Origin of the sequence: Corynebacterium simulans (assembly GCF_001586215.1) — a bacterium.
Classification (GTDB): domain Bacteria; phylum Actinomycetota; class Actinomycetes; order Mycobacteriales; family Mycobacteriaceae; genus Corynebacterium; species Corynebacterium simulans.
Genome location: NZ_CP014634.1, coordinates 735,829 through 759,535, shown reverse-complemented (window position 1 = coordinate 759,535; position 23,707 = coordinate 735,829). Strand labels below are relative to the sequence as shown.

The following is a 23,707-nucleotide window of genomic DNA, read 5'->3' as shown; positions in this document are numbered from 1 at the left end:
AGCAAATGACAAACTTTGATTATTCGCAGGTTTCTGAGCTGTTGGGTTCTCTGCCAATTGGCCTTTGGCTGGAGGGCACGAACGTCGCAGCCACCGGCGGCGCCACTTTCGAGGTCCTCGACCCAGCAACGGAAGAAGTCATTGCCAACGTTGCAGATGGAACCTCCGCTGACTGGATGCGCGCGCTGGAGCTTGCCGACGCCGCGCAAAAGGAGTGGGCCGGTTTTGCGCCGCGCACGCGCTCTATCATCCTCACTGACATCTTCAACGCCATTATTGAGCGCAAGGAAGACTTCGCGCGCGTGATGACCTTGGAGATGGGAAAGCCTTACGCGGAAGCGCTGGGCGAGGTGGCCTATGGTGCTGAGTACATGCGCTGGTTCGCAGAGGAAGCAGTTCGCATTCCGGGCCGCTACTCGCAGTCGCCGGCCGGCAACGGCTCCATTACCGTCTCCCACACCCCGGTGGGCCCAGTGCTGGCAATCACTCCGTGGAACTTCCCGCTGGCCATGGCCACCCGCAAGATTGCCCCGGCCTTCGCCGCTGGCTGCCCGGTCGTGGTTAAGCCCGCTGCGGAAACCCCGTTGACCATGCTGCTGTTGGGTGAGGTCATCGCAGAGGTATTCGCTCGCCACGAGGTGCCGGCTGGTGTGTTCTCCATCGTGACCACCACGCAGTCGAGCGCGCTGTCCTCCGAGCTCATGGCGGATCCGCGCCTGCGCAAGGTGACGTTTACCGGCTCGACCGGCGTGGGCAAGATTCTGGTGCGCCAGTCTGCCGATAATCTGCAACGCACCTCCATGGAGCTGGGTGGCAATGCCCCGTTCCTGGTCCACGAGGACGCCAACCTCGACCTAGTGCTTGACTGTGCAATGCAGGCGAAGATGCGCAACGGCGGTGAGGCTTGCATCGCGGCCAACCGCTTCATCGTGCACGAGGCAGTGGCTGAGGAGTTCACAGATCGTCTGACCGAGAAGATGGCTGCTATCCAGGCAGGCCATGGTTTGGAAGAAAGCACCACGCTTGGTCCGCTGATCAGCGCGAAGCAGCGCGACGGAGTGGCTCAGTTGGTCGAGCGCGCGCTCGAGCAGGGTGCTACCGCCACCACCGGCGGCGAGCGCCCGGATGGCGCCGGCTTCTTTTATCCAGCGACCGTTCTGGCGAACGTGCCTGACGACGCCGAGATTCTGCGCCAGGAGATCTTCGGGCCGGTAGCCACCGTGACCACCTTCTCCACTTTGGAAGAGGGCGTGGCGAAGGCCAACGACACCGAGTTCGGTTTGGCAGCCTATGCCTTCACCGAGAACTTCCACACCGCGGAATACCTGGCACACGCGCTGGAGGCAGGCATGGTGGGCATCAACCGCTCCGCTATCTCTGACGCGGCCGCTCCATTCGGGGGCATCAAGGAATCCGGCTTCGGCCGCGAAGGTGGTGCCGAAGGCATCGAGGAGTACATCTCCGTGCGCTACATCGCTAAGCCTTAGCTCTAACCGGCAAGCCTCAGCGAGCTGATTTTTACAGGCATTGCCCCTCGGCGCCCTCACTTTTTGCAGAAAAAGGAGAGGGCGCCGAGGGGCCCAGTTGTTCCATGCGCAGTTACTTATATTTCTATTTTAGATTCGGGAGAAAATATGACGGTTGTTGAAAAGTCTGGAGGGGCTGCTTCGCAGGCTGCGAAGCCGGCCTTGAGTTTCGTCCAAGGCATTGCCCTTATTTTTGGCACCAACATTGGTGCAGGCATTCTTTCCATTCCCTATGCCGCGCGAAACGGCGGATTCATGGCGCTCGTTATTGCGCTTCTCGTTGCGGGTACCCTGACCACGATTTCTATGCTTTATGTTGCGGAAAGTGCGATGCGCACAAAAGCGCCTCTGCAGGTTTCCGGTTTGGCGGAGCACTATCTGGGGCAGTGGGGCCGTTGGCTGGTCTTCGTGGCGATTATCGTCAACGGCGTCGGCGCGCTCATCGCCTACGCCTCGGGCTCCGGCGACCTCATCAATAATATTTTCGGCCTGCCGCCGCTGGCAGGTACGTTGATCTTCTTCGGCTTTGGGTCTTGGGTTATGTACCGCGGCCTGCACACCACCGGTGCCACAGAAGGCGCTATTACCGCAGGTATGGCCATCATCATTGCCGTGCTGTGCGGCTGGACCATTCTGGGACCTGGAATCGAGGCCGAGAACCTGTTGGTGCTTCACCCGTTCTTCATCGTTCCTATTTTGAACCTGGCCGTCTTCTCGTTCTTGGCTCAGTACGTGGTGCCGGAGCTGGTACAGGGCATGGACCCGGCGAAGCCGCAGGAGACAGCTCGCGCCATCGTGCTCGGCATGGTGATTACCGGCTTTACGCTGGCACTTGTGCCGTTTGCGGCTTTGGGTCTGCTGGGAATGGACGTTACTGAGGTTGTTACCATCGCCTGGGGCGAGGCGCTTGGACCGGTCGCGTACTACTTGGCCAATGTCTTCGCGTTGGCGGCGATGCTGACCTCCTTCCTCGCGATTGGTTTTACCACCATGCGCAACGTGCTCGACATTTTGCACTGGGAGGGCAACAACGCGCAGCGTGGCATTGCCGTGGCGCTGACCGCTGTACCGCCGCTGGCTATCTCCATCGCGGGTCTTGGCGGTTTCGTCGCAGCGCTGTCCTACGCGGGCGGCTTTGCGGGTGCAATCATGTCGATCATTCCGGTGATGTTGCTGAATGCCTCCCGCAAGAAGGGTGATCGTGACCCCGGCTGGAGCGTCGGCGCGTTGGCAAACCCGCTGATTCAGGGCGTCATCATCGTGGTTTATTTCTTGGCTTTCGTTTATTCGGTTGTCTCGATTGTGGGCCTGGTTCCGGCGGGCTGGGCTTAAGAAAATGGCGTCGGCAAGCGCTCCTGCATAGGGGGGTAGGCAGGGGTGTTTTTCCAAAGTATTTCTGAAATTTATTTTTCCAGCCGCGTCCGGCTATCAGTGCAGGTTATAGCGAAATAAAACGAACATTACGGGATGAGAACTCTGAACACCTAATCAATTTAGTGTGATTAGGGTCATATATTTTCCAGTGGCTGCTCGGCTAGGAATTGTTACTGTTATTGGGTAAGAGTTTCCCAGAGATTTCTAAAGTTTTTGCTAAGGAGCTCAATACGTCTACATAACATCTCGAGTAATTCGATCCCTCTACGAATAGCCAACCTCCTCACGTACTTTGTTATCGCTCTGTCTGCTCTACAGCTGCGACAACACCTGAATTAGAGAAAGCATTGGTCATGTCCAAAATAACTTTTCGGCCACCTCGTTCTGTAGCTGCACTCAGCGGGCTTAATTTAAGCGGCCGCTGGCGTATGCTCACTGCCTCTGGCATGGCTGCCGCGCTAGTTATGGGCGGGGTCGTTGTTGTACCCAACCTCCTCGATAATGAGCCTGCAGCCCAGGCGGAGACCGCAGCGCCAGGTTCCTCCGAAGAAACCGCCATAAACACCACGGTTCCCGCGGGAAGTACCCGCTCCGTGAACGGCTTCGTGGGCCTGCAGACCGGCGGCACCATGCAATCGAACCTGAACGATCCAAACGTTGCGCCCATGTCTGGCGTGAAAGTCTTTGCCCAGTGGTTCGAAAAGGACGGCACGGCGTCGCCGATTTATACCACCACCACCGGCGCCGATGGTCAGTTCCACATCGGCATGACCTCCTTTACTGACGCCAAGGGCGTCCGGCGCAACTTCGACGCAGACCCCAACTTGCCGGAGGGGGAGAAGCTCCGCATCTGGTCCATCAATCCGGATACCTCACAGTACAACCTGCTCTACTCCTATGGCCAAGAGCAGATCATGCCGGAAAGCAACGTCGCCAACACCGAGGCAGGCGCTAGCCAGTCCGTGGGGTCTGATACCTATAACGACATCAAGATCGCTTACTCGCCCATCGCTAACAACAAGGTGATGCACAACCTGGCCGAAGCTGCTACCAACGAGCGCTCGGGCTCCTATGGCCAATACTCCGGTACCGTCTTCTGGAACCAAACCAACGCCGCCGCCGGCGCCCTCTTGTGGCAGAACTACCAGTCCGTCAACGGTGTCGACTCCGTGGCTCCAGACGTCACTGTGTATGGCTCCTACCTTTCTGATTACGCGCTATCGCGCATCTACGATCCCGCAACCATGGCCGCCATCGGTTACAAGGGCCGCGTGCGCGATTCCAACTGGAGTACCCAGCAAGAACTCGCGCTGCAGCAGTGGATTAAGCAGCGGATGGCAGCGGAAGGCCAGCAGAAGTGGATCGCAGAGACCGTCCAAGCCAAGACCGATGCCAACGGTAAGTACACGCTGCAGTTCCGCGGTATCTGGGGAAATAGCTGGGACGATAGAGGTATTTTGTCCAAGGATTATACCTGGCACAACCTGGCTGATTCTGCCGCGGACGGTTCTTGGGCCAACGGCAACATGAAGTCGAAGCACGTCAACGACGAGTGGATGTTCTTCTCATTGCAGGACATGCCGGGAATTTCCGTGAACACGCCGTTTAACTACAACGGTTACACCGGCAACACCACCAGCAACTTAACCTCTGCCGGCACCTTGGCCGGATGGCCGTCTAACTGGGGCGGTTCGCTGGATTACGCCACCAACATCAACTTTGCGCTGTACCCGGGCAACCTGAAGTTTGACGTCACCCCGTATGACTCTTTCTCCAACGTCGCTACTGCGGGTCAAGCCATCGAGACCAACACGACGGGCCTGCAGTACGACAAAACGGGACCGTGCGTTATCAGATCGCGTGGTTCGACGAGGCTGGCAATGAACTGACCCAGTACACCTGCCCGCCGGTAGCGCCAGACGCGAGTGGCAGGCTTCCTTCCTGCGGTTTTGTCACCGACCCTAACTTGAAGAAGACCACCACCTACACCGCACGCTTGTTTGCGGTCTCGCCCTCTGGCGTGCGCGATGGCCTGGCGATAACGCAGGATTCCTTCACCGTTAAGCCACTGCCGACGTCCGGGCGCTACGAGCCCACCTATGGTTCTACAACCGTGGCTCAAAGCAGCATTGGTTCCGTTGCGGCGCCGCTTTTCGACGACTCGACTACCGCAACAACCGTTGAAACCCTGCCGGCACCAGCCGGTACCACCTACAAGCTGGCGGATGGCGCCCCAACGTGGGTAAAGGTTGATGACCAAGGCACCATCACCGCCACACCGGGCGCCGATGTTGCGCTGGAAGATTACACCGTCCCGGTCATTGTCACCTACGCCGATGGCTCGACCGACCTCGTCAATGCCAAGGTCACGGTCACTGACGGCATCCCGCCGGAGATTGCGCAGATCGATTCGCAGAACCTAGAGCTGGGCAAAGCCATCTCCCCGATTCAGGTTAAGCCGACGGATAACGTCGGTGTGACCAGCGTTGAGGTCAGTGGCCTGCCAAATGGCGTCACCTACGATCCTGCGACCGGAACCATTAGCGGTACTCCGTCGGCCACCGGGGCGTCGACAGTTAACGTCCGCGTCACCGATGCCGCCGGAAATGTCACCGAAACTGCATTCAGTATCAACGTCGTGGATACTTCCGCGCCGGTTCTCACCAGCCCGGATGCCACCGTCCCAGAGGATAAGCCTGCTTCGATTCCGATCAAGGTGGACGATCCTAAAGCCACCGTCACCGTGGAAGGTGATATCCCGCCGGGCATGACCTGGAACGAGCAAAACGGTGCCCTCGAAGGTACCCCAACCGAACCGGGCATCTACACGGTCGCCGTATCGGCCACCGATCCCCAGGGCAATAACTCTGTATCCAACCTGGTCGTTACTGTTACCGACACCAAGGCGCCGACCATTGCCAAGATCGACGACGCCACCGCAGAGGCCGGTCAACCGATCACCGCAATTCCAGTAGACGTCACCGATAACTTCGACAAGTCCGTCAGCAACGTTGTAGTCGCGGGCCTGCCACCAGAAGTTACCTATAACCCGGAGACCCACAAGATCGAAGGAATCCCGCAGGCACCGGGAGAGTACCCAATTACGGTGACTGCGACCGATGCCGCCGGCAATACCTCGACCCAGGAATTCCTTCTCAAGGTAGCCGACACCACCGCGCCGCAGGTAGATAACATTGCCGATGCCACCGTAGAAAATGGCACTGCGCTGGACCCAATCACCGTGACCAGCAATGAGCCGAACTCCACCTTTGCTGCATCCGGCCTGCCAGAAGGTGTTTCCATCGACCCGAACACCGGCATCATCTCTGGTACACCAAAGACTGAAGTCACGAGCCCAGATGGCAAGAACTTCCCGGTCACCGTCAAGGTAACTGATCCTTATGGAAACGTCACCGAGAAGACTTTTAACATCAAGGTCACCGATACCGTTGCCCCGGCTCTGCGCCCGCTTCGCGACGTCTCGGTTCCTGAAGATCAGCCGCTCAACCTGGAGCCTGTCACCAGCCCGGACCCAACCGCGAAGATTGACGTCACCGGCCTTCCCGAGGGCGTGACCTTTGATAGCGAAACGGGGCTCGTCACGGGCACCCCGACCACTCCGGGGCGCTACGAAGTTACCGTTACCGCCACCGACCCAGCCGGTAACTCCACGAAGCAGACCGTTGTCTTGTTCGTGGGCGATGCCACCGCGCCTACCTTCGATGATCCGGAGGATCAGACGATTAACCAGGGGGAGGCCATCAAACCCATCGATCTGATGAGCCTAAACCCGGACGACAACTCCACCGCACCGCAGGATCTCGCCTGGACCGTCACCGGCCTGCCCGAGGGCGTGACCTACGATCCCGAGACCAAGAAAATCTCCGGCACCCCGAAGGAAACCGGCTCTTCTGTGGTCACCGTGACCGCAACGGACGCCGCCGGCAACGCCACGACTAAGACCTTCGTCATCGCGGTAAACGATGCAACGGCGCCTCGCATCACTCCGGTGGACAATGTCAGCGTCCCGGAGGGTGACCAAATCACTGAGATTCCGGTCGCTACCGATGATCCAGACGCGAAGATTGAAGTCACGGGCCTGCCTGAGGGCTTGAGCTACAACCCGAAGACCAAGCAGATCGAGGGCACCCCGACTAAGCCGGGTACCTATGATGTCGTTATTGCGGCAACTGATGCAGCGGGCAACGTGTCCTACGAACCGTTTACCATCACCGTCGAAGACAAGACCGCCCCGGTCATCGAGAAGATCGAGGCCCAGGATATCGCTCTGAACGAGACGATTAAGCCGGTCGTGGTCTCGGTAAATGATCCGGATGCTACCGTCCAGGTTGATCCGGAGACCCTGCCGAAGGGGGTTAGCTTCGACCCCGTGACCAACACCTTTACCGGCCGCCCAGAGAAGCCGGGAACCTACACCATTAAGGTCACGGCTACCGATGCCGCCGGCAATACCTCGAAGCCCGTTGATTTTGTCATCACCGTCTCCGATAAGACCGCGCCGCAGATCGCGCCGATTTCGGATCCTACCGTTCCCGCGGATTCCCCGATCACGCCAATTGAGATCACCGCTGAGGACAACGTTGCGGTGACCTCCTTGACAGTCACTGGCTTGCCAGAGGGTTTGAGCTATAACCCCGATACCAAGCAGATTGAGGGCACCCCGACTAAGCCGGGAAGCTACCCAGTGACGATCACCGCTAAGGACGACGCTGGCAATACCACCGAAGAAGTCTTCAACATCAACGTCAATGACGCCGGTGCACCAGTCATCCAGCCGCTGCCCGATAGCACGGTCGCTGCGGGATCTGAGGCCAACCCGATTCCAGTGCGCGTAGATGATCCTTCTGCGAAGGTAACGGTTGAAGGCCTACCTGATGGCATGACTTTTGACCCAGAGACGGGACTAATCACCGGTACCCCGACCAAGCCGGGCACCTACACCGTGACCGTGACCGCGGTCGACGAAGCGGGCAACAAGGCTATCGATACCTCGACCATCACCGTCACCGATGCCCAGGGGCCAAAGCTGGACGAGATCAGTGACCAAGACGTTGCTGCCGGCAGCGCCATTAAAGATATCGTTGTCAAGGCGGATGACCCTGATGCCAAGATTTCCGTAGTCGGCCTGCCAGAGGGCGTTCAGTATGACGCCGCTACCAACACGATTTCTGGCACGCCAACCACCGCGGGCACCTACCCAGTGCGCGTCCTGGCAACCGATGTAGCCGGAAACACCTCCTACGTTGACTTCACCATCACGGTCAGCGATTCCACTGCTCCGAAGGTCGACCCCATCGACGATCAAGAGGTAAAGAAGGGCGATGCCATCGCTCCTGTCAAGGTAGTCAGCGACGTTCCGAGCGACACCGTGACGGTCATCGGCCTGCCTGCTGGTCTCAGCTTCGACCCAGAAACCCGGACCATCTCTGGCACGCCAACCACCGCTGGTGAGCACCCCGTGACCGTGGTTGTCACCGATGCCGCGGGCAACACGACCAAGGAGACCTTCACCATCACCGTCGTCGACCCTGGAGCGCCGGTTCTGGAACCAATTTCGGATCAGAAGGTGCCGCTAGGGGAAGCGATTACGGAGATTAAGCCAACCGTGACGGATCCGTCGATTTCTACGACGATCACCGTGACCGGGCTGCCGGACGGCGTTACTTACGACACCAATACCAATACGATTTCGGGTACTCCAACCCGCGCGGGTGACTTCCCCATCGTGGTCACCGTAACGGCCACTGACGCCGACGGTAAGTCTTCCGTCGAGAAGTTCACGATCACCGTGGTCGATTCTGAGGGGCCTTCCTTAGACGGCGTCGCCGATCGGACCGTCACGGAAGACACCGAGCTTGACCCGATTCACATCACCTCGGATGACCCGCAGGCTACCCTGACCGTGACTGGCTTGCCTTATGGCGTTCGGTTCTTCGCGTCCACCGGCGAGATTTCCGGTGTGCCAACTACTCCGGGCACCTATGAAGTGACGGTGACCGCCACCGATGCGGCAGGCAATACTACCGAAAAGAAGCTGACCATCACCGTAAAGGATGCAACCGGTCCGCAGGTGGATCCGATTGCAGATCAGGCTGTCGATGCCAATACGCCGATTGAAACGATTCGGGTCTCTTCTGATTCGGACACGGATAAGGTAACGGCCTCCGGTCTGCCGGATGGCGTGAAGCTTGAGACCGTTGACGGCGTTGCCACCATCACCGGCACCCCGACCAAGCCGGGCACCTACGAGGTCACCGTGACGGTCACCGATGCCAGCGGCAATGCCACCGACGAAACCTTCACCATCGTGGTCCGTGAGCCGGCCGATACCAGCGCGCCGAAGCTTGACCCGATTTCGGATCAGACCGTGAAGCTGGGCGAAGACGTCACTGAAGTCACCGTTCACAGCGATGACCCAGCAGCAACGCTGAGCGCAACCGGCCTGCCTACTGGCGTCGAATTTGACCCAGCTACCGGCACCATCAGCGGCAAGCCGAGCGCCCTCGGCCACAGCGAGGTTACTATCACGGCAACCGACGCCGCTGGAAACAAGTCCACCACGACGTTCATCATCGACGTCGTCGCAGCCGCGCCGACGGATCCGACCGACCCGACGGATCCGACCGACCCAACGGATCCGACCGACCCAACGGATCCGACCGACCCAACGGATCCGACCGACCCAACGGATCCGACCGACCCAACGGATCCGGTCACGGCACCGGTGATTGCACCTATCGCTGACGTGGATGCTGCAACCAATACGACGATGCTGCCAATCAACGTCGTGGTTGATAACGAGGAAGCAGACGTCACCGTCACCGGCCTGCCGGATGGCGTGACCTATGATCCGGCCACCGGCCAGATTTCTGGCAAGCCAACCAAGGCTGGCGACTACACCGTGACTGTTAAAGCAACGGTGAATGGCGTATCTTCGACCAGCGAATTCCACATCGTGGTCAAGGATCCGCAGCAACCGCTGGCAGACGCAAATAGCCCGGCATACCCGCCGGTAGACGTCGAGCCGGGTAGCGAGGTCAAGGTCCCACAAACCGGCGATACGGTACTTCCTGAGGGCACTAAGTTCTCCACCACGGATCTGAACGCGAGCGTTGACCCAGCAACGGGTGAACTGACTGTCAAGGTCCCGGAGGATGCAACCCCGGGTGATATCATCACCATTCCGGTGACCGTGACTTATCCAGACGGCTCTACTGATGAGGTAGAAGTTGTTGTCACGGTTGTTGAGCCTGCGCCTGCCGACGTCACGGATTACGAACCTGCTTATTCCAAACCCGTAAAGGTTGCATCCGGTGAGACTGGTTCTGCTGAAGTTCGGTACGGTTCTGATGATGCTCCGAGCGGCACGACCTATAAGCTTCCTGCTGATTGGGCCGGCCGAGGTGGTTGGAACGTAAGCATCGATGAAGCCACCGGCAAGCTGACGGTTATCGCGCCGAAGGCAGGGACGGCAACTCCGGATGATCTCGAACTCGTTGTTCCGGTAGTTATCACCTACCCGGATGGGGCAGTGGCTGACACCATTGCGGCAACGTTCACCCTGGATACCTCCGGCGATACTCCGGAAACCCCGGATGCACCGTCTTGGAACGATGCGAAGGCCCCGGCTGGTGGTGCCGTGAAGGTTCCAAATGCCGGCGGCAAGGTACCGGCAGGTGCCAAGCTCGATAAGGCCACCGGCCCAGGTTCCGCGACCTTGGAAGAGAACGGCGATGTCATCGTCACCATCAAGCCAGACGCCAAGCCAGGCGATACCGTAACCGTCATCGTCCGCGATGGCTCCGGCGAGGAAATCGACAGCATCACCGTGACCGTCACCGAGCCGAACACCGACCCTGGTACTGACCCCGGTAAGAACCCAGGCAGCTCGGATGGCTCTTCTGACGGTTCCTCCGACGGTTCTTCCAACGGTTCTTCCAACGGTTCTTCCAGCGTTGACCTGGGTCGTTGTATCCCAGCTGGCCTGGCTGTAGGCCTGCCGCTGCTGTTCCTGATTCCGGTTGGCATGGCTTCCCAGATCAAGGTTCCGGGTCTGTCCCCGTTCATCGAGCAGATTTCCGGCCAGATTGGCAAGGCCAACATCGAACTGCAGAAGCAGCTGGGTATCTACAACCCGGCTATTGCTAAGCAGGTTGCTGGCATCAACGCTCAGTTCGGTAAGTACGGCGAGTCAGCTGGCAAGGTTGCTGGCGGTGTCGCTCTGGTTGCCGCTGGTGCACTGGCTATCGGCCTGCTGGCAGATGCTTGCTCCCCGAAGAACTCCTCTTCCTCCAACGGTTCTTCTGACGATGCTTCCGATGGTTCCTCCGATGGTTCCTCCAACGGCGGTTCCTCCAACGGTGGTTCCAGCAAGTAATCTCTCGCTGAGAAATTTCCCTACGAGCAGCCGAAGCTACTGCTTAAGGCAGCCGGTTAATCCCGGTTGCCACTAGCTTCACCACCAAGCGAAACGCCCGTCTTCTATTTCTTTCCAAGTAGAAGGCGGGCGTTTGGTGATCCCGCGGCCTTCGCTGTTGCCTGCGGCGGGTTAAGGGTCAAAAGGGGATGCGGACGAAATCTTGAAGTCTGCTGGTCACAATTGCTAAAAGCTGCGTGTATATTCCGGCAGGCAATATATCGGGGTGGATTTCGACCAATCCCGGGGTTTGAACCGTACCTGTGCTAGCAAGTGCGGTTTGATTTGCCTTCATGTCTAAGAATCGACCGCGATGCCCGGTTTGTACAGGGGGCAGGCCCGCCTACAAAAACTGCTTTCAAAGCTGCAACCACCACTATGCGTAGTACTCGACGGTGGATTAGGAGCCTGGTCAGCATTAAAAGCCCTGTGGGGCCTGACCCCCGGAAAGTAGACACGTCGGGGGTTAGCTATGCTGCTTGGGTCAGTGTAGCTGATGTGAGTGCTTCGAAGTCATTGGGGGCTAGAAGGTTGCACCAGGAGTGCCGTCTGCGGGTGTTGTAGCGCATGCACCATCGAAAGACTTCCTGCCGGCAGATAATGGGATTATCAAAGACTTTCCGATCACGTAGCACTTCACGTTTTAAGGTGGCGTTAAATGATTCTGCCAGGGCATTATCGGCACTAGTTCCCACCGCGCCCATGGATTGGCGTACACCAAGTTGGGCGCAGTGGTCCCTAAACGCCTGTGAGGTGTACACACTTCCATGATCAGAATGGAAAATAGCCCCGTCAAGGCTTCCGCGGACTGTGCTGGCATGGGACAAAGCCTCGATGACCAGTGAGACACGCATGTGGTCTGCGAGTGCATAACCTGCAAGTTTTCGTGAATAGGTGTCAATGACCGTGGCCAGGTACATGTTCTTACCGCCCTTACACGGCAGGTAGGTGATGTCGCCTACATAAACACGGTTCGGCTCGTCAGCGGTGAATGTACGGCCTACTAAATCTGGCATGACACGGTGACCAGGCTTGCGCCGGGTGGTGATGCATCGACGCCGTTTGCTAAAGCCTTTTAGCCCCATGGATTTCATGATGCGCGCAACCTTCTTATGGTTGATCGGGCCGAAGTCCGTATCGTCGTTGAGGCTTGCAGCGATGCGTTTAGCACCATAAAGCCCGTTCTCATCATCAAAGATGGCCTTGATTCTTGCACCAATAAGGGCATCGGAACATATCTTTAACCTGCGATTTTCGTGGGTGTTGACCCATTTATAAAACGAGGAGCGATTGAGCTTTAACACATGGCACATCCGCTTGACCGAGTACTCGGTTCGGTGGTCATAGACAAACTGGAAGCGGATCACCAGCGTGTCTCTTCGGCAAAATATTTCGCGGCCTTGCGCAGAATATCGCGTTCTTCGCGCAGCTTCGCGTTCTCTTTTTCTAGCTGGCGGATTCGCTCGGAATCAGTCGTCTCCTTGGCGTTGTCGCGCATGGCCTTCGTGCGGGCACGTTTGCCGGTGCCGTATTGCTGAAGCCAGGAGAAAAGCGAGGAACGATTGACTCCAAGCTCTGCTGAAGCCGCGTGAAGTGAAAGGTCCTCATTGTTTTCATAGAGGGCCACAGCATCACGTTTGAACTGTTCGGAATACCTAGGCATGGTGGTAGATTACCTTTCTTCCCAACCCAACCGGGCTGGATATCAGGTGTCTACCAAACAGGGGTCAGGTCCGTGGCCAAACAGGGGGCAGGTCCGACGCTAACAAAAAGACCGGCCGACGACACGCCGACCGGACATACTTTTTTGCTACTTAACCCAGTTTTTATATTGGGGTGATTCTCTGCGTCGAGATTAGTTCTCGACGTAGTACATCTGCTTGTTGACGAACTCGTCCATACCCAATGGGCCGAGCTCACGGCCGAAGCCAGAGCGCTTCACGCCGCCGAAAGGCAGCTCTTCGCCCTCACCGGCCGGGGTGTTGACGTTGGCCATGCCCACCTCGAGGCGGCGAGAGATGGCGGCTGCGCGCTCGGTGTCCTTGGAAAAGACGGTGCCGCCCAGGCCGAACTGGGTGTTGTTAGCCAGCTCGAGCGCTTCCTCGTCGGAGGAAACCTTGTAGACCACAGCAACTGGGCCGAAGAACTCCTCGTAGTAGATGTCAGAGCCGACTGGAATGTCGGTGATAACGGCGGGGGAGATGAAAGCACCCTTGTCCGCCAGCTCGCCGCCAGCGCGCAAGGAAGCGCCTTCCTTCACCGCGCGCTGAATCTGATCGTGCAGGGTCTCCGCAGCCGCACGCGAGGACAGGCAGGAGTAGGTGCCTTCGCCCTGGGCGTCGGCAGGCGCTGCCTTTGCTGCCTGTGCGAGCTTGGTCAGCTCAGCCACGAACTCCTCGTAGATGTCCTCCATGACAATCATGCGCTTGTTGGAGTTGCAGGCCTGGCCCGTATTGTACATGCGGGTCGTCCACGCCAGCTTGGCTGCTTCCTTGACGTCGTCGGTATCGAGAAGAATGTAAGGATCGGATCCACCGAGCTCGAGCACTGCCTTCTTCAGGTTTTGGCCTGCCTGGGCACCCACGATGGCGCCGGCGCGCTCGGAGCCAGTCAGGGAAACTCCCTGGATGCGTGGATCCGCGATGATGGTGGAAATCTGATCGTGGGTGGCGAAGATGTTGTTGTACACGCCTTCCGGAATGCCGGCGTCATCCATGATCTTCTGCACGGCGAGTGCGGAGCGAGGGCAGATTTCTGCATCCTTTAGGACGATGGTGTTGCCGAGGACCAGGTTCGGGCCCACGAAGCGGGCAATCTGGTAGTAGGGGAAGTTCCACGGCATGATGCCAAGCAGCGGGCCGATGGGCAGGCGGCGGATTACCGCAGTGCCATTGGCAGAAGCCGGAATCGGCTGATCCTTGGTGAATTCCTCGCCGTTATCGGCGTAGTACTTGATGATGGCCGCTGAGAACTCTGCTTCCTCGATGCCCTCGGAAATTGGCTTGCCCATCTCTTCCGCGGCAATCTTGGCCAGCTCCTCCTTGCGCTCCGCAAAGAGGCTGGCGGCGCGAGCAACGATTTCCGCGCGCTCGGACATCGGGCGCGCACTCCACTCACGGTAGGCTGCGGCGGCCTTCGCCAGTGCGCCTTCTACCTCGGCGTCGGTGGCGGAGTCGAAGGTCTCGACGATCTCGTCGGTAGCAGGGTTTTGAACTCGGTAAGTGTTAGACATTAATTCTCCTTATTGTGTGATCCAGCTCTTTTTGGAGCCTAATAGTGAACTAGGTTGAAATAGGGCTAGCCTCTAAACTAGCGGCAATTGAGAGTCTTCGCCGGACGTTATCCGCTTCAATGTGCGGCCCTTGAAGAAATCCGGATGGGCAAAGCGTGTGAACAGCATTAATACGGCGCCGAGCAACAGAATTCCCATGCCCAGCACGAAGACGGTGCCCACCCCGAAAATTGAGGAACCGGAACCGTATTCCGGGCTAAGCGAGTCGAATGCGGTGATAAAGAACATCAGCAGCAAGAATCCACCACCCAGCAGGGGGAAGATGAACTTGAAGATGATGTTGTGCACGCTGCTGAAAAGCTCGTGGCGGAAGTACCAAATGCAGGCCACCGCCGTGATGCCGTAGTAGAAGCAGATCATGAGACCGAGCGCGGAGATGGTATCCCACAGCGCGTTCTCAGACAGGATGCGCGTGACCGTGTAGAAACCGCCCGCTGCAATAGCGGAGGCAATCGTGGCCGTAGACGGCGTGCGGAACTTGGGGCTGATCTTGGAAAAGACCGGCGGCAACGCCTTGTAGTATCCCATCGCCAGCAGCGTACGGGCGGGGCCCACCATCGTGGACTGCAGCGAGGCGAAGGAACTGGAGAGCACAGCGACATAGATAAGCAGGGCGGCCGAGCCCAGCACAGGGGAGGAGAGCGCGGCGAAGATCGATTCCTGGTTCTCCGGGTTGCCGGCACCCAGGCCTTCATCACCCGTTCCTGCCCACGTGATGACAGCCAAGGCCGTCAGAATGTAGAGGCTGATGATGACCAAGACCGTGATGGTTGCAGCGCGCCCCGGAGTCTTTTCTGGGTTCTTTGTTTCCTCGTTCATCGTCAGCGTGACGTCCCAGCCCCAGAACATGAAGATGGACAAGGAAATGCCGGCCGCGATGAGGGAAAAGTTGCCGATTTCCAGCGGATTAAACCATGAAACTGAAATCGGGGTGAAGTCGAATCCACCGCCCTTATAAGCGCGCACGATGGCCACAATGTCAAAGACCACAATGGCCATGATCTGGATGGCAACCAGCACGTATTGCAGCTTCTGCGTGGAATCTAGGCCACGGTAGGAAACCCAGGCTGCGATGGCGATGAAGACCATCGTGGTGGGGATATTGATCCAGAGATTGCGCGTTAGGTCTGCAATTTCGGGGCGGCCTGCTATCTGGGCAAGGAGGAGATAGAAGAAGTCCACGGCGACTGCGGCAAGGTTCGAGAGCACCAGGATGGTGGCAGTAATAAGGCCCCATCCGCCCATCCAGCCCACCCAGGGACCAAAGGCTTTGGTGGCCCAAGTAAATGAGGTACCGGAATCCGGAACCGCATTGTTGAGCTCACGGTAGGCAAAGGCCACCAGGAGCATCGGGATGAATCCCAAAAGGAGGACCGCCGGAACAAACTCGCCCACCGCGGAAATGGTGGGGCCAAGTCCCGAAGTCAGCGTATAGGTCGGCGCGATGCAGCTGATGCCGATGACGACTGCGCCGAGTAAGCCGACGCGCCCGGTAGCCAGGCCCTTGGTGGAAGCGATGTTATCGCCGCTTCCTGGCGTGGGCTGAATCGGTGGTGCAGGAGTGGCACTAGTCATGACTACTCACCGCCTTTCAAAAAGAACTAGGAAATACGGTCTGGTGGTAGGAAGCGATCTGGGCGAAAGCGTCTGCTAGATCGCTTCGTGGTCGGCGCCGGCGTGCATGTAGCCGGCTGGTACGACGACCATGGGAACGGGAATGGAGCGCAGCATTCGCGACGCCGTGCCACCCAAGAAGAGCCGGCCGGGAACCGCGAGGCGAGAAGAGCCAACCACGGCGAGCTCTCCGTCTTGCCAGGTGACGTTTTCCATTGCGGCTTCGACGTCGCGCCCAGTGGCGACGTCGGTTGTGGCGTAACCAGCCGAGAGCATTTCTTCGGCGATATCGCCCAGCTTGCGGTTGGCATAAGCGCGTACCGCATTGGGAACGTCGGTGCCGAGGCCATGCAGATCGGACTCGCCAGGCAGCACGAGCGAAAGCAGTCGCAGCGGAAGGCGACGGCGCCGCGCGCGGTCCAAACCAATTGCGATGACGTCCGTGGTGCCTGGGCGCGGACCAAACATGACGGTGATGCGGCTAATTGGACCGGGGTAGGAGTAGCCGCGTGGCGCGAGAGCGATAGGGACAGTACCGGAGTGCAACAACGTGTTGACCGCAGTACCCATTTGGAAGCGGCCAAAAAGGCCGCCCTTGCGCGCACCAACCACGATCATGTCGCAGTCCAGTTCTTCCGCCGCGCGATTGAGCGCTTCGGCTTCAGACTCGCCGGGGACGATTCGGGCGGTGGCGCGGATGTCACTGGGGACTTCGCCCAGCGCCTCCTGTAACCAACCTGCAATCTGTTCTTCCAGGATGGAACTGTATCCGCGGTCGTGCGGGTAGACACCGGAGAAGGAATTATTGGCCGGCGCGGCCATGACGATCTCAAGGTTGACGTTGCGGGTCTTAGCAAGGGCGATGCCCAAGCGGAGCGCGTCCTTGCCATAGTCCGTAGCAACGTAGCCCACCAAGATATGTCCGGTGGCTGCGCGGCGATCAAAATCAGAAGCAGACAATATTTAACCCTTATCGGCAATCTCCTGGGCGACGAGCTCGCCCTGGCGGATAGCACCGTCGACGTGCTGGTAGCCCTCGGCAGCGATGTCGGAGCAGGCGTAGTAGATGGAGCCGGTCGGCTCGTTCTGCAGGTGGCCCCAGCGGGATAGGCCGCCCAGGTCATAAGAGGTGGCGTAGGCGCCGCGGGTCCACTCCTCAGCGGCCATGTCGGAGAGGTAAAACGCGATTGGCTCCTTGGTCTTCGGGCCCAGGTAGTCCGCCATGGCAGAAAGTATGCGCTCCTTGCGCTCTTCTTCAGGCAGGTGCCACATTTCCTCGGCATAAACGTCGGAGACGAAGCCAACCAAAGTGCCGTACTGGTCTTCTTCGCCCTCGGCAGAGGCAGCAAAGTTCTTGCCGTAGTTGGTGTTGTCGTAGACCTCCTGAACTAAACGGCCGCCGCCGAAGCCGGTGCCGGAAAGGCCCTCTTCGCGCCAGAAAGGCTTGTCGTAGATGGCGTGGACCTTGATGACCAAGCCCATGGAGATGTGCTGGTGCACGATCTGCTGGTCTCGTGGCAGCGGCGGAACGAAAGAGATGCGGTTGTACAGGTTTGGTGGAACCGCGAGCACGGCGTAGCGCGCCTTCACGGTGACCTTCTCGGAGTAGGCGATGACCTCGCGGGCCTCGCCGTTGTTCGGCACGCCGTTGCGAACGTCGGCTGCGACCTTGTTGAGGTCATCAGCGGTGGTTGGGTCAACCTCGGCCCAGTGCAGCTCGCGCACAGGGGTGCCGAGGTAAACATCCTCACCTAGCTCTTCGGCCATGGTCAGAGACACGGACTGCATGCCGCCGACCACGCGGCGGTCCAGGATGAAGTCCTCGTCGACCAAGTTGGAGAAGGAGCCCGCGGAAGCAGCCATCAGGACTGCCTGCAGGGTGGAGAAAGCATAGGAAGGCTTGGTGAGCATGCCCGAGGCGACGTAGATGGAGACGTTGTCGATTGCCTCCGGGTCATCAGACAAGCCTTCGAGCCACTTGCGGAAGGAGATGGAGTCCAGCTCCTTCGCACGCGGGTGTGCCCAGGGGCGCGCCGGGTCCATTTCGGCTGCGAGGTCATCCATGATCTTGATGAGGCGGTCCATCTCCGCGATGGTCTTCTCGGAAGCAGGGAAGACGGTGCCCTCGTACTCATGGCGGGTGCCGTCTGGGGCAACGTAGATGGACTTGCCCTCGCGGTAGCGCTGGAAGGTTTCGAGTCCTAGCTCATCAACGAGCTCGATGAGCCGCGTCTGATCCGGGGAAATCCACTGTCCGCCCAGCTCCACGAAGTGCTCGACACCCTCGGCATCCTTGACCTTGCCATTCCAAGTACGGCCGCCGACGCGGTCGCGGGCTTCCAAGACTGCGACGGAAAGGCCCTTATTCTTCAGCGTGCGTGCTGCCATGAGGCCGGCAGGGCCCGCGCCGATGACGACAACGTCGCGCTCGAGGACCGGGTTGGTGTTGGATTCGTTGCTAAATAATGACAACATGGTGGGTTCTCCTGTGCGAAGTGGTGAACATCTTCCTCTACGCGGTGCAGAGGAAACGTCTATGGGAAAATTGTTTGAAAGCTCAGCGCAAAATGAACAACATTCATTTTGTGTTGCGTGTCACTGTACAGGAATCAATGTGACTCTGGATAGAGGTTTGAGCCATGAATTTTTCGCGCGCTAAAGGTCGGCCACCAAAGGCGCTGGTAAACCGTGAGAAAATTGCCGAGGCCGCTTTAAAAATTGTGGAGGAAAGTGGCTATGCCAAACTCACAATGGCCCGAATTGCCCGCGAAGTGGGGGTGGGGCCGAGTGCGTTGTACAACCATGTACTTAACAAACATGAGCTGCTCATCCTTGTAGAGGATGCGGTTATGGCGCAGGTAGACGCATCGCTTCTCGACGCCGCCTTAGCGGGCGAGGTGAGCGTGCGTTACGCATTAGAGGTCTGGGCGCGTTCCTACCGCGATGTATTCGCGCGGCACTATCCGCTGGTGGAGGTCATTGCTTCTACCCCCGTGTCCGGTGCTTCACGGGCAGTGAAAATGTACGAAAAATTAGCTGAGGTACTGGCATTTGCCGGCGTCGAATCCGCGCAGATTCTGCCGCGGATCATCATGCTGGAGTCCTTCATCTACGGCTCCGCCTTCGACGCCAATGCTCCCCAAGAAATCTTCGAGGTTCCCGAAGACGGTGATATAGAAGCACCGCATCTGCGCAGCGCTCGTGCTGCATGGCAAGAAAAACTTTCGGCTGCGGCAACTAAAGAGCAAAAAGCCGCCAACCCGTTTGCGGAAGATCCGTTTCAAACGGGTTTGGCGGCGTTATTGGCAGATTTCCTGCCGACGGTTCCAGGTGAGCAACCGCCGTCTAAGTAGGGAAAGGGCGATGGGATAGAAGGCGATTATTCGCCGTATGGGCGAATGCCCGCACGCTCCCAGGCGGCCAAGAAGATGTTTGTTTCTTCCTCAGTTGTAATGGAAACGCGAACGCCTTCATCCAGGTAGCGGCGAATGATGACGCCTTCGTCGGAAAGCTTGCGTTCAACCTCTTCGGCGTCGCCGCGTGGAATCCAAACGAAGTTGCCCTTGGAAGGGCGCGCGCCAATTGCCTCTGCTACGCGCTCGCGCTGCACCTTGGTCTCTTCGACGCGGGCAAGCAGCTCCTCTGCCGAGTTAAGCGCTGCGATGGCAGCCTTTTCTGCCATGTAGGTAACCGTTAGCGGCATGGTCATTAGCTTGAGGCCGTGGATGAGCTCCGGGGAGGCGATGCCGTAACCCACGCGTGCACCGGCAAGGCCGAAGGCCTTGGAGAAGGTGCGGGCGCCCACCAGGTTCGGGTAGTTGAAAATCTCCTCGGCAGAGTCCGGGGTATCCTCCGCGTCGTTGTACTCCCAGTAAGCCTCATCGAGGATAACCACGATGTCCTTCGGAACCCGCTCCATGAAGTCACGGAACTCGCCCTTGGTGATGGTGGTGCCGGTTGGGTTATTCGGGTTGCAGAGGATGATGGCGCGGGTCTTGTCCGTGATGGCCTCGATTACGGCATCCAAGCCCAAGCGGTCGTCCTCGGTAAGCGGAGTCATCACTGGTTCCGCGCCGGCCATGCGCACGTAGAGCGGGTAAGCCTCGAAGCTGCGCCACGGGAAGATTACTTCGTCACCAGTGTGGCAGGACATTCCGATGGCCTGCTGAACGATGGCCGAGGCGCCCGCTGCGATGGTGAGGTGATCTTCAGGAACGCCCAGGTACTTAGAAAGCTCGGTGGTCAGTTCTGGGCAGCCATCGATCTGGTAGCGGTTGGTCTCCGCTGCCGCCCGCGTCATTGCCTCGAGCACGGAAGGAAGCGGCGGGTTAGGGATTTCGTTGGAGGAGAGCTTCAGTTTGTCGCCGTCGGACTTGCCGGGCTTGTAATCAGGGAACTTGTTGAGATCAGAGCGAAGCATATGACTATAAAACTCCTAACTTTAAAGCGACTTTTAAGAAGTGATAGATAAGAATTAGAACATGTTCCACACGGTAACCGCCATAATGACGATTCCCATGCCGAATACGAAGTAGTTCCACGGGTCATTTTTGAACTTGGAATAAGCGTCGAACTTCTTGAACATGTAGACCGGGACCAGGTAAACGAGGAAAGCCACGAAGATGCCACCGACGACCGAAATCATCGACACGATGGATGGGTTATAGACCGCCACCAGGGTAGTGCCAACGAAGGTGATGAGATAGATGATGTTAAGCAGGCTGCGGTGCGAGATGCGCTCAGCCAGCTTTGGCGCTGCTAGGCGCAGCAGGTACTCTGTGCCTTCCTCGGTGCCCAGCATGTGGCCGAAGTAGGAGGAGATGATGGCGCACATGACCACAACGGGTGCCATGTAGGCCATGAACGGGGTGCCGGTGACGTTAGCGAAGTAGGACAGTACCGGAATGTTTTGTTCCAGCGCCTCATTCATTCCGTCGGCGCCCAAAGCCAGGACGCATGACCAAACAAAGAACATGGTAAAGACCACCAGCAAGATGGCGGTAAGCATCTCCGTGCGGTCAACGCGCTTGGCGGTCTTCTCGCCATAGGCCGGCTGCATGTCTAGTGCGAACTGAGACAGTGCCGCCATGTGGGAAAAGGAAAATACAAGCACCGGCAGAATCAGCAGGATTCCCTTGAGGATTCCAAAGTCGCCTTCACCGTTGTCGTAGTGCAGGAAGCTCTGAAAATCCCAGCGTGGGATGAGATAGATGGACGTTGCTGCCAAAGCGAAGATGAGCGGATAGACCAGCACCTGGGCCAGCCACAGCATGGGCTTGCGGCCCACGGCGAACGCGCCGGTCATAATGCCCACGCAAAGGATGGCGAGTACCCACCGGTTGATGGAAGGTCCACCCAGTTGGTTGACGATGAAGCTATCGACCGAGTTGGTGATGCTGATGCCGTAAATCAGCACCGTGGGGAAGATAGCGAGCCAGTACAAAATGGCGATAACGATGCCGGAGGTGCGGCCAAAATACTGCGTGGCCAGTTCCAGGACGTCCTTGCCGTGGTCGCGGATCGGCGCGCCACTGACTATTCGGACATAGGTGCGGTGCGAGAAATAGACTAGCGGCAGGATGAAGACCGTGGCAAAGACCAGTGGCCAGAAACCAAATCCACCAGCGCTAAGTGGAAGGAACAAAATTCCTGCGCCGACGGCAGTGCCGAACAGGGTGATGACCCAAGTCATCGTGGAGCCAGCAGGTTTGGCCTCTGCACGCTCAACAGCGGTAGCAACGGTATCGCTCATTGAAAAATCCTTTGTTTGGGGACAGTTTTAGTCGTTGTCAGGCAGCGACAGAGCTTGATCCACAATCACGTTGATGACTGCTGGAATCTGCTTCTCGCGCATAGCCTGCAGGGCGCGCTCGACGGCAGGGCCTGCCTCGGCGTCGGAAGTGACAAGCTCGCCGTGTGCGCCAAAGCCACGGGCGACGGCGGCGAAATCCGGGTTGGAAAGCTGGGTACCGGAAACGCGATCAGGGAAGTGGTTCTTTTGATGATCGCGGATGGTGCCGAACTCGCCGTTGGACATCACGACAGTCAGATAAGGAGCGCCGTACTGCAGGGCGGTAGCCAGCTCTTGGCCGTTCATCAGGTACTCGCCGTCGCCAGCAATGGCGATGACGGTGCGCTCAGGAAACTCCAGCTTGGTGGAAACCGCACCTGGAACGGAGTAGCCCATCGAGCCATTGCGCACGCTGAACTGGGAGGGGTAGACGTTGGTGCGCATAAACTGCTGCGCCCAGATGCAGTGGTTTCCGGCGCCGAAGGTGTAGATGGAATCCTCTGGGGCCTGCTCCTGAATGGCGCGCATGAGTGATTCGATGTGTGCGGTTCCCTCAGGAGCCGGGCGCCAGTCGGCTTCGTCCTGAACCGTAGAGAAAGCCACCTGCGCCGCGTGCGCATCCGCGAACCACTGCTGCTGGGCAGCGCAGACCTCGCCCGTATTGATCTCAGACAGCGCTTCGGCGAAGGCTACCGGGCTGGCCAGGATGTGGCGGGTGACGGCTGCGGAGTTGCCACGCAGGCTGGAATCGATGTTGATGAAGAAGTTGCGGTCATTTGCGCCTTGACGCAGCTTGTAGCCGTCAGTCGGGACGTCGCCAAGCACTGCTCCAACGGCGAGTACGAGGTCGGAATCCTTGAGCAGCGCAGCTGCCTTCTCGTCACGGCCGTAGCCCAGCCAGCCGGCGTTGGCCGGGGAAGAAAAAGGGATGCGGTCGCTGGCGCGGAAATCGTGGACCACCGGAATCTGGTTGGTTTCTGCAAACTCGGTGATTTGGCGTGCGGACTCTGGGGTCCAGCGTGGGCCGCCGGCGAAGATGAGTGGGCGCTCGGCGCAGCGTAGGGCCTCGGAAAGCGCGGCGATATCGCTTGGGGATACCGCGCCGTCTGTCACGTTGATTGGCTGGATAATCTCCCCGTCGAAGTCCAAGTGGAGAATGTCCTCCGGCAGGCCCACCACTACTGGGCCTGGGCGGCCCTGCTTGGCCTGGAAGAATGCCTCCGCCACCACGTGGGAAGCACGGGATGGGTCATCGAGGATGAAGACCTGCTTGGTCTGGGTTCCAAACCACGCCTTTGGGTCGAATTCCTGGAACGACTCACGGTCACGGTCGGGGAAGGGGATAAGGCCCACGAAGAGGACCATCGGGGTGGAATCCTGCCAGGCGGTGTGGATACCAACGAAAGCATTGGAAGCGCCTGGGCCGCGGGTGACCATTGCGACGCCCGGCTCACCGGTGGCCTTGCCGTGTGCCTCTGCCATGTAGGAAGCGCCGCCTTCCTGGCGGGTAACGATGGTTTCGATGGGGCTGTCATAGAGCCCATCAAGTACTGGCAGGAAGCTCTCGCCTGGGACGAGGTATGCGCGCTTGACGTTGTGTGCTGCGAGAGATTCAGCGATGGCGGTGCCAACATGGCGACGAGTCATAGTTTTCAGACAATCCTTCTTCTGTG

The 23,707-nt window shown here is 58.6% G+C and carries 13 protein-coding genes; 5 read left to right on the top strand and 8 right to left on the bottom strand.

The annotated features are described in order from the left end of the window. The first annotated feature begins 5 nt into the window (after positions 1–5). The 4 genes from WM42_RS03505 (at position 6) to WM42_RS03490 (ending at position 11,298) form a co-directional block, all read left to right on the top strand. Positions 6–1,487, top strand: coding sequence for an NAD-dependent succinate-semialdehyde dehydrogenase (locus WM42_RS03505; protein ID WP_061920927.1), 1,482 nt, complete (start codon positions 6–8; stop codon positions 1,485–1,487). Between the two features lie 147 nt (positions 1,488–1,634). Next, positions 1,635–2,858: an aromatic amino acid transport family protein gene (locus WM42_RS03500; RefSeq protein ID WP_061920929.1), complete on the top strand. Its 1,224-nt coding sequence runs from the start codon at positions 1,635–1,637 to the stop codon at positions 2,856–2,858. 470 nt (positions 2,859–3,328) lie between these two features. Beyond that, entirely contained in the window at positions 3,329–4,789 is a 1,461-nt protein-coding gene (locus WM42_RS03495) for a hypothetical protein (RefSeq protein ID WP_062035699.1), read from the top strand. After that, the gene (locus tag WM42_RS03490; RefSeq protein ID WP_062035698.1) at positions 4,744–11,298 is read left to right on the top strand and encodes a putative Ig domain-containing protein; all 6,555 of its coding nucleotides are present in this window, start codon (positions 4,744–4,746) and stop codon (positions 11,296–11,298) included. Before WM42_RS03495 ends, WM42_RS03490 begins: the two co-directional genes overlap by 46 nt. A gap of 509 nt (positions 11,299–11,807) precedes the next feature. Here the strand turns inward: WM42_RS03490 and WM42_RS03485 are convergent. The 5 genes from WM42_RS03485 to WM42_RS03460 form a co-directional block, all read right to left on the bottom strand. Further along, positions 11,808–13,000, bottom strand: a protein-coding gene (locus tag WM42_RS03485; RefSeq protein ID WP_370633393.1) for an IS3 family transposase whose coding sequence is annotated in 2 segments (ribosomal slippage) — positions 11,808–12,718 and positions 12,718–13,000 — 1,194 coding nt in all. Because the reading frame shifts where the segments join, the coding sequence is not laid out codon by codon here. Positions 13,001–13,192: 192 nt separating this feature from the next. After that, positions 13,193–14,569 carry an NAD-dependent succinate-semialdehyde dehydrogenase gene (locus tag WM42_RS03475; RefSeq protein WP_062035697.1) on the bottom strand — a complete coding sequence of 459 codons (1,377 nt, stop codon included), beginning with the start codon at positions 14,567–14,569 and terminating at the stop codon, positions 13,193–13,195. A 72-nt stretch (positions 14,570–14,641) separates the two neighbouring features. Beyond that, positions 14,642–16,204, bottom strand: coding sequence for an APC family permease (locus WM42_RS03470; protein WP_062035696.1), 1,563 nt, complete (start codon positions 16,202–16,204; stop codon positions 14,642–14,644). A 75-nt stretch (positions 16,205–16,279) separates the two neighbouring features. Beyond that, the gene (locus WM42_RS03465) at positions 16,280–17,203 is read right to left on the bottom strand and encodes a universal stress protein (protein WP_062035695.1); all 924 of its coding nucleotides are present in this window, start codon (positions 17,201–17,203) and stop codon (positions 16,280–16,282) included. 3 nt (positions 17,204–17,206) lie between these two features. After that, complete coding sequence (locus tag WM42_RS03460) at positions 17,207–18,718, bottom strand: flavin monoamine oxidase family protein (RefSeq protein ID WP_062035694.1); 1,512 nt, start codon at positions 18,716–18,718, stop codon at positions 17,207–17,209. 164 nt (positions 18,719–18,882) lie between these two features. Between WM42_RS03460 and WM42_RS03455 the strand changes: the two genes are divergently transcribed. Next, positions 18,883–19,596: a TetR/AcrR family transcriptional regulator gene (locus WM42_RS03455; RefSeq protein WP_062035693.1), complete on the top strand. Its 714-nt coding sequence runs from the start codon at positions 18,883–18,885 to the stop codon at positions 19,594–19,596. A 26-nt stretch (positions 19,597–19,622) separates the two neighbouring features. On the opposite strand, the gene WM42_RS03450 is transcribed toward WM42_RS03455, so the two are convergent. The 3 genes from WM42_RS03450 to WM42_RS03440 are packed head-to-tail and all read right to left on the bottom strand — an operon-like array spanning position 19,623 to position 23,681. Next, a complete protein-coding gene (locus WM42_RS03450; protein ID WP_062035692.1) occupies positions 19,623–20,663 on the bottom strand; it encodes a histidinol-phosphate transaminase in 1,041 nt (346 codons plus the stop codon). A 54-nt stretch (positions 20,664–20,717) separates the two neighbouring features. Further along, positions 20,718–21,995, bottom strand: a complete 1,278-nt coding sequence (locus WM42_RS03445) for an amino acid permease (protein ID WP_062035691.1) — start codon at positions 21,993–21,995, stop codon at positions 20,718–20,720. A 27-nt stretch (positions 21,996–22,022) separates the two neighbouring features. Next, entirely contained in the window at positions 22,023–23,681 is a 1,659-nt protein-coding gene (locus WM42_RS03440; protein WP_062035690.1) for a thiamine pyrophosphate-dependent enzyme, read from the bottom strand. Positions 23,682–23,707 lie beyond the last annotated feature (26 nt).